General features: G+C 42.3%; 9 protein-coding genes. 4 read left to right on the forward strand and 5 right to left on the reverse strand.

The window, feature by feature from the left end; translation table 11 throughout:
* Nucleotides 1-2: 2 nt before the first annotated feature.
* A complete protein-coding gene (locus tag AACQ17_RS04075; protein ID WP_026027861.1) occupies nucleotides 3-638 on the reverse strand; it encodes a hypothetical protein in 636 nt (211 codons plus the stop codon).
* 342 nt (nucleotides 639-980) lie between these two features.
* Here AACQ17_RS04075 and AACQ17_RS04080 point away from each other — a divergent pair, with 342 nt between their 5' ends.
* Entirely contained in the window at nucleotides 981-1,520 is a 540-nt protein-coding gene (locus AACQ17_RS04080; protein WP_013867852.1) for a cytochrome b, read from the forward strand.
* Nucleotides 1,517-2,086 carry a YceI family protein gene (locus AACQ17_RS04085; RefSeq protein WP_094147472.1) on the forward strand — a complete coding sequence of 190 codons (570 nt, stop codon included), beginning with the start codon at nucleotides 1,517-1,519 and terminating at the stop codon, nucleotides 2,084-2,086. Before AACQ17_RS04080 ends, AACQ17_RS04085 begins: the two co-directional genes overlap by 4 nt.
* A 96-nt stretch (nucleotides 2,087-2,182) precedes the next feature.
* Here AACQ17_RS04085 and AACQ17_RS04090 read toward each other — a convergent pair whose 3' ends face one another.
* Nucleotides 2,183-3,955 carry a methyl-accepting chemotaxis protein gene (locus tag AACQ17_RS04090; protein WP_094123417.1) on the reverse strand — a complete coding sequence of 591 codons (1,773 nt, stop codon included), beginning with the start codon at nucleotides 3,953-3,955 and terminating at the stop codon, nucleotides 2,183-2,185.
* 194 nt (nucleotides 3,956-4,149) lie between these two features.
* On the opposite strand from AACQ17_RS04090, the gene AACQ17_RS04095 reads away from it, so the two are divergent.
* Nucleotides 4,150-4,755: a beta-phosphoglucomutase family hydrolase gene (locus AACQ17_RS04095; protein ID WP_017046438.1), complete on the forward strand. Its 606-nt coding sequence runs from the start codon at nucleotides 4,150-4,152 to the stop codon at nucleotides 4,753-4,755.
* A gap of 27 nt (nucleotides 4,756-4,782) precedes the next feature.
* Here the strand turns inward: AACQ17_RS04095 and AACQ17_RS04100 are convergent, their stop codons facing one another.
* Together AACQ17_RS04100 and AACQ17_RS04105 are read right to left on the reverse strand one after the other, a co-directional pair.
* Nucleotides 4,783-5,256 (reverse strand): FKBP-type peptidyl-prolyl cis-trans isomerase, encoded by a 474-nt coding sequence (locus AACQ17_RS04100; RefSeq protein ID WP_017046439.1) that lies wholly within the window; start codon nucleotides 5,254-5,256, stop codon nucleotides 4,783-4,785.
* 19 nt (nucleotides 5,257-5,275) lie between these two features.
* Complete coding sequence (locus AACQ17_RS04105) at nucleotides 5,276-5,902, reverse strand: thiol:disulfide interchange protein DsbA/DsbL (protein ID WP_047690361.1); 627 nt, start codon at nucleotides 5,900-5,902, stop codon at nucleotides 5,276-5,278.
* Nucleotides 5,903-6,056: 154 nt separating this feature from the next.
* Between AACQ17_RS04105 and AACQ17_RS04110 the strand changes: the two genes are divergently transcribed.
* Nucleotides 6,057-6,674, forward strand: coding sequence for an OmpA family protein (locus AACQ17_RS04110; protein WP_013867846.1), 618 nt, complete (start codon nucleotides 6,057-6,059; stop codon nucleotides 6,672-6,674).
* Between the two features lie 113 nt (nucleotides 6,675-6,787).
* Here the strand turns inward: AACQ17_RS04110 and AACQ17_RS04115 are convergent.
* Nucleotides 6,788-7,059: transketolase-like TK C-terminal-containing protein (locus tag AACQ17_RS04115; protein WP_276206487.1), on the reverse strand; the 272-nt coding region annotated here is incomplete at its 5' end.

Below are 7,059 nucleotides of genomic sequence, written 5' to 3' on the forward strand. Positions count from 1 at the left end.
CATTACGCCCATTGTAATACGGCATATAATTGAACGTATTTTCGGACTAGTTGCTGGTTTTTAGAGCGTTTTAAAGGATGGCTAAATTTAATATAACAAGGGCTAATTTGAAAACGGTTCTCTAAAGATTGAGTTAGCAATGAGTCACTTTCATACAGCGTGATACCTTGTGCGAGGTATTGATCTATTTCATCGGGTAATTGCCCTGTCCACCAATGAAGTAACTCGCGACTTTTTTGGCTACGACTGATCCAGTGATCGGTCAGTAATAACAGTAAATCATTCGGTTGAATCGCGTAAGCGTACTCATATTTCCACTGCGCAATGTCTTGCATCAACTTTTCTCGACAGGTTTTACCAGCACTGACCATATGGTGAGTCAGGATCCATACTGTTCCTGCATCACTGCTCACTCGGTAGTGGTGTGGCATGTCTCGCTGAGGGATTGATTCAATAACAGAATAGTGGCATGGGTGCCCAAATTCACTGAGTGTACGAGCCAACCTGCGAGCAAAAGCTAGTCCTAAGTGATGTTCGCTCATTCCTTGGTTGTGTATGGTGGGGTAGTGCTTTTCACAAAGTTTTAGACAGTCAGCTTGAAATTCGTTGACGCTTTGCGTGAGTATGTCCAATAGCAACTCGTTGTTCTCCTTTAATAAAGCCAAGCAAGATTACCACAGTTATCAACAAGCACGAGCAGCAAATAGCGAGTTCTTGATCTTTCACACTATTTCTTCTAATACGAGCATTCTACAGGTGTTATACCCTTATGATTTGAAGCTACCGTTGTTTCAAGTTGTTTGAGCCTAAGTCGTGGTTATCTATATCCACAATAAGTTCCTTCAGTTTTTTCGAATAACTCAATCAGTACTAAAGTATGTCCACAATGTAAAGTATGGTAAATACTGTGTTAATAATTTAGGCTAGAATATAGATTCAATTCACTTTGTTGCTGTTTCACTTGCTGGTTTAGAAAATTTATGACAACTGAAGTTAAAAATTACAACTTAGTCACGCGTCTTATCCATTGGTTATCCGCACTCGTTATCATTGGTATGTTTGGTGTTGGGATCTGGATGGTTGAGTTAACCTATTACAGTCAATGGTATAACACCGCGCCACATTGGCATAAATCTGTCGGTTTGTTGCTGCTCGCGGTCACCCTGTTCCGCATACTATGGAAATTGGTGAGTGTCTCTCCTGCCATTGGTGGCGGCCACTATGAGCGCATTGCGGCTAAAGCGGCGCACGGATTAATGTATTTATTATTGATGACGCTGTTTGTATCAGGCTATTTGATCTCAACAGAAGATGGCCGAGGGATTGATGTTTTCAATTGGTTTACTGTACCAAGTATGGGCTTGCTGTTTGAAGGACAAGCCGATCTCTCTGGCACGGTTCACTTTTACGCAGCTTGGACGCTGATTATTTTAGCAGGCGTGCACGCTGTTGCCGCACTCAAGCACCATTTTATTGATAAAGACGATACGCTACGAAAAATGATAGGAGCTTCTAAATGAAGAAAACGTTACTTGCTACTGGATTGGCTTTCGCAACACTCATGCCGCTAGGTGCAAACGCTGCTGACTATGTTATAGATACCAAAGGTGCGCATGCTTCAATTAACTTTAAAGTCAGCCATCTTGGTTATAGCTTTACCAAGGGTCGCTTTAACAAGTTTGATGGTGAGTTTTCCTACGATCCTAACGACCTTGCAAGCTCAAAAGTGAAAGTTAATGTGGATACTCGCAGCCTGGATAGTAACCATGCTGAACGTGATAAACATATTCGTAGTGCTGATTTCATTGATGCATCAAAATATTCACAAGCCACGTTTACCAGTACTCAAGTGGTTGATAAAGGGAATGGTAAACTAGAAGTGCTCGGTGATCTTACTCTGCATGGTCAAACCAAACCCATTACTATTGATGCAGAATTTATTGGTGCAGGTAAAGACCCATGGGGTGGCCAACGCGCTGGTTTTTCGGGGACAACACGTATCGAACTCGCGGATTTCAATATTGCAGTAATGGGCACTTCAAGCTATGTCGATATGGAACTCTATGTTGAAGGAATACAAAAGTAATCCACATCTTGTTATGCTTTAAGCAAACATGAATAAAAGGGTCTAACTCTAGACCCTTTTCACTAACTCTCGCTATATTTTATCTCTATACATTGGCTAACTGACGGATTTCTGAGTCTGGAATTCGGCGACCGCGTTGTCCATGTCGTTTGCTTGTTTGGAAACGATATCGACTTCAATCAAACACTGTTTGGCTGAGTGCATATTATTATCAGAGATAGAGTTAAGTTCGGTGATCGATTCACTGACTTGGTTCATCACAATGCCTTGTTCTTCAATTGCAGAGGCGATTCGCTCAGAGTTACTTTGTATCATTTCCATGTCAGAGAGAATCTGACGTAAACTATTATCCAGTTCTCCTGAAGCCGTTAGCGTCGCATGGCCTTGAGTGTTGCATTGTGCAATATCAGTGACAACGGTGCTCATTTGGCTTTGAATTGCAGAAACGACATTGGTGATCTCTTCCGTTGACTGATGCGTGCGGCTGGCAAGTGCGCGGACTTCATCGGCGACCACAGCAAAGCCTCTTCCTTGTTCTCCGGCGCGAGCGGCTTCAATCGCGGCATTTAATGCCAGTAAATTGGTCTGCTCTGCGATACCTTGAATGATGTTAACAGCACCGCCAATTTGTTCGACATGCTTGTTCAATGAGGCGATGGAGATTTGACTTTTTTCCAATGTTCGTGAGAGTTCATCGACATTTTTTACCGTTGATTCCACCACCAAACGCCCTTGCTGAGCATTGTGCGCGGCTTTGTGTACACCTTCTACCGCTACACTGGTACTTTCTGAAATTTCGCTGATGGTGGACACCATTTCTTGAACGGCCGTTGCCATTGTCGTGGTGTGGTCAGCCTGAACGTGAAACTGTTCAATCACATCTTCTAATTCGTTATGCATACTTGATGTACTGTTCGATAGCTGGTGAGACTTTGTTTGAGAGCCAGCGATAAGAGTTTCGAACTTATCGAGTAAGGTATTAAAATAAGTTGCGATCGATACCAGCTCGTTGCGGCCAGTCAGTTCAACACGCAAACTGATGTTGTTGCTGTTTGAAATCATTTGCATCACTGATAACAACTTACTCACTTGCACGTTAATGGAGCGCGCTATTTGGAGAATAAATCCAAGGATTAGCACGATCACTAACGCACTGAGCCCTTGCTTCACATAGTTAAGTTCTTGCTCAATACTTGTAATCTCTTTATTTAACACTTCAGAAAAGGTAACAAACTGTTGTTCAACATTATGAGAAAGGTTACGTACTTCACCAAGTAGCCCTTGATTATATTTCAAACCAATCACTTTTTTCTGATCGACAAGCTGTTGGGCGGCCTGTGCTAATGCCGGAAAACGGTTAGTCACTGTGCTGTTTTGCAGCTCTCCAACCTGCACGCTTTGATCAAACGCCATTAGCTCTAAAAGTAATGCATCATCAGCATTAGGTTTTATGGTTTCCAATGCTTGTAAATAAGTGGCTAAAAGGCCGGATTTTTCATTTAATCCGTATAGGCTATAAGCCTGCACCAATTTTTCAAAACCTTGTTTATAAGCCAAAAGATCTTGTCGGAGTTGGCTACTAGAGGGGAGATCTCGATCTAACAGGATGAGGGAAAGTTGCTGTTCCAGATCTAAAAAAAGAGTGCTGTTTTTTTTAAAGGTTTCAAGGTATTTCACGTCGCTTCGCAGAAGAAAATCTTTCTCATTGCGCCGCAAATTGAGCAGTCTAATTTCAAGTTTATCGACTAAGTTAATGGCTTGATTGAGCGTTTCGGTGGTTTGGGAAAAATGTGTGGTAGTGGCTAACATTACCAGAACCCCGATAACCGCAATAGCACCCAGTGAATATAATTTTTGTTTGATACTCATGAGATTATACACCTAAGTAAAATGACAATAATTGATGAAAATGTAATTATTAGTATGTTTAATTAGAATGTTAGGATTAAATGAAGCGTATATCAATGAACGCAAAAATATAAATTACATTCATTATCGTGACACAATATTGGAACTTTTATTTTGTTGATTCCCATAGAATTTGTTAGAGGCACTCTGTAAGCATGATTGAATTAGAAAATTACCAAGGGCTTATTTTTGATATGGATGGTACGTTGCTTGACACCATGCCAGCGCATTTAGAGGCTTGGTCAAAAACAGCGCAACATTTTCGCTTCCCATTCTCAGAACAGTGGTTGCACAGTTTAGGTGGCATGCCTAGCGCTAAAATCGTTTCACAAATCAATAAGCTGCACGATCTCAAATTGGTGCCAGAGCTGGTCGCTCAATTTAAAATGGCGGCATTTTCTTCTATCGAAAATAGTGGCGAGGTAATTTCTTGTACCCATGAAGTTGTTGAGCAGTTTTATGGTAAAAAGAAGCTTGCGATTGGGACTGGAAGCCAAAGGCAAAGTGCACTCGCATTGCTTAAAAAGTCTGGGCTATTAAATCGCTTTGATGCTGTAGTAACGGCGTCTGATGTTGAAAACCATAAACCGAATCCAGATACATTTTTGCGTGCAGCCTTTTTATTAGATCTCGAACCTAAGCATTGTGTGGTGTTTGAAGATACTCATTTGGGTAAACAAGCCGCTCACGCTGGAGGAATGGATTGTGTGATGGTAGAGGAAGGAAAACTGGTGTTTTATCCAGTCCCTTCTCAAGAATAGAGCCGCGTAATGCGGCTCAACACCGCTTTACTGGATTTCAATTAATTCCACATCAAAAATCAGTACGGATGCAGGTGGGATAGGGCCGCTGCCACTTTTGCCATAACCTAAATTACTGGGTATGAACAGGCGCATTTTTTGTCCTTCCACCATCAGTTGTAGACCTTCCTGCCAGCCTTGAATCACCTGCTTCAAACCAAACACAATCGGGTCGTTACGTTCAACCGAGCTATCAAACACCGAACCGTCAAGTAAAGTTCCGTGATAATGCACTTTTACACGACTGTTGGCTTTCGGATGAACGGTGCCAGTACCTTGTTGGAGTACGAGATATTGCAGGCCACTTTCGGTTGTTATCACGCCATCTTGCTGAGTATTTTCAGCCAAAAACGCTTGGCCTTTAGCAAAATTTTCATCGGCAATTTTGTGGTTATTCCACGTACGATAGATAAAAAAGCCAGCCAGTAAGAAAATAATAATTGGAAATACAAATTTAGACATATTTTTAAAGCCTTGTGGATTAGGGGTGAGTCAATAAATATGAGATGGTATTCGCGATATCTGCTACATCTTTATGACCGGAGGTGATGACTAAATATTTGCCTTTCACAATAAAGGTTGGAACGGCATTGATTTGGCCTTTTACTGAAATATCATCAGCGAGCTGAATCTCTTGGAATAACTGTTTTTGCTGCTCATCATCTAACGAATACGGGCTGATTAGCCCTCGCTGGCTGAAGGCCAAATCAATCGCTTCTTTACGCTCACTTAACGTTACTTCTTCGTCCATTTGCACGACCGAAAATAGCTGTTCCATCATGGCATGATCGGGAATTGCTCCCAGTTGCATCACGGCTGAATAGTAAATCATGGCTCCAATCTGTGCGCCTTCGTTAAAGGTGACATGCAGTTTACCAAATGTTTCGCCTGTTATTTTCTCTAGCTCTGGGATGACCTTTTCCATTGAACGACAGTGTCCGCAAGTCAGCGAAAACACTTCCGTGACGGCTGGCAGGCGGTATGTTGCAAGACTTACGGGAAGCTCATCATATTGTTTCCCTTTTTGTGGCGTAGTGTTGTCACCGCAGCCTGCTAGAATCAGTAGTGTTGTGATGAGAGTCAACCAATAGCGTGTGTTTTTTTTCATAACGAGTATTGAGTTAAAAAAGAATACTTGAATTCTAACGGCTTACCGTGACAAGGAAAACAGAAACAACCACGAAATTGCTACCAAATATATATAAAGTTTTACAGTCTTGGCCGATACAGTTTAGGTAGTAAGAGAATGGAGTGATGCTTGAATGAAGTATTTAGCCTTACCGTTATTAATGTTGTTAACGGGGTGTGGAACATTAGCCACCGCAGATCGGATGTTTAGCGACAATCTATTGGATGCAGCGCCAAAAGGTGATTTTGACGTGCTCTACCCTGAATGGGGCTATGCGCCGAAGATTGCTTCAACAGGTGTTCAAGGCCCGATGGGACAGCAGCGCGTGAGTAGTTATGATTCTTTGCAAAGTTTTTTATTGAAGAATGGCGTTGATTACGAGGTTCTCCCGGGTAACCACATTATGGTTAAATTGAAAGATACGGTGAAATTTGAAACGGGCTCGTCCACCGTCTCCTCTGGCTCTGGTGACTGGCTTACTATGATGGGACGTTATTTAGCCTCAGAACCCGGTATTGATATTGTGATTGATGGTCATACGGACAGTAGTGGAGCGCCAACTTTTAATGATGGTTTGTCTGAACGTCGAGCGAAAGCGGTAAAGAACACTTTAGTGAAAAGTAATGTGGCGATGGACTCTATTTTTACCCGTGGATATGGTGAATACGTTCCGGCTTGTACGAATAAAACCAATGCAGGTAAAGCATGTAACCGTCGTGTGGAAGTGTTATTTATTGTTTCCAATAATTAAGTTATGCCTTTTGGTGGCGTGCCTTTTAAGTGATGTATCTCTTTTCACACGCGACAAGATCAAAAAAGCCCAGCGGATGAATCGCTGGGCTTTTGCATTAAAAATAAGAAGACTTAAGCAAGCAACTCTTGTGCTTGTTTCACCACGTTTTCAGTTGTAAAGCCGAACATTTTGAACAGTTGATCCGCTGGTGCTGACTCACCGAAAGTGGTCATACCAATGATCTTGCCGCCAAAACCAACGTACTTGTACCAGAAGTCGGCAATGCCTGCTTCAATTGCAATACGCTTAGTCACGGCGGCTGGTAGTACGGCTTCGCGGTAGGCTGCGTCTTGTTTATCAAACGCATCGGTCGATGGCATCGAAACTACGCGCACTTTCTTAC

Origin of the sequence: Vibrio sp. V10_P2A27P122 (assembly GCF_963874335.1) — a bacterium.
Lineage (GTDB): Bacteria > Pseudomonadota > Gammaproteobacteria > Enterobacterales > Vibrionaceae > Vibrio > Vibrio anguillarum.

Excerpts from the sequence above, each read along its gene's own strand:
- AACQ17_RS04080 (WP_013867852.1), top strand. The coding sequence starts at position 981 with ATGACAACTGAAGTTAAAAATTACAACTTAGTCACGCGTCTTATCCAT.
- AACQ17_RS04095 (WP_017046438.1), top strand. The coding sequence starts at position 4,150 with ATGATTGAATTAGAAAATTACCAAGGGCTTATTTTTGATATGGATGGT.
- AACQ17_RS04085 (WP_094147472.1), top strand. The coding sequence starts at position 1,517 with ATGAAGAAAACGTTACTTGCTACTGGATTGGCTTTCGCAACACTCATG.
- AACQ17_RS04090 (WP_094123417.1), bottom strand. The coding sequence starts at position 3,955 with ATGAGTATCAAACAAAAATTATATTCACTGGGTGCTATTGCGGTTATC.
- AACQ17_RS04105 (WP_047690361.1), bottom strand. The coding sequence starts at position 5,902 with ATGAAAAAAAACACACGCTATTGGTTGACTCTCATCACAACACTACTG.
- AACQ17_RS04110 (WP_013867846.1), top strand. The coding sequence starts at position 6,057 with ATGAAGTATTTAGCCTTACCGTTATTAATGTTGTTAACGGGGTGTGGA.
- AACQ17_RS04100 (WP_017046439.1), bottom strand. The coding sequence starts at position 5,256 with ATGTCTAAATTTGTATTTCCAATTATTATTTTCTTACTGGCTGGCTTT.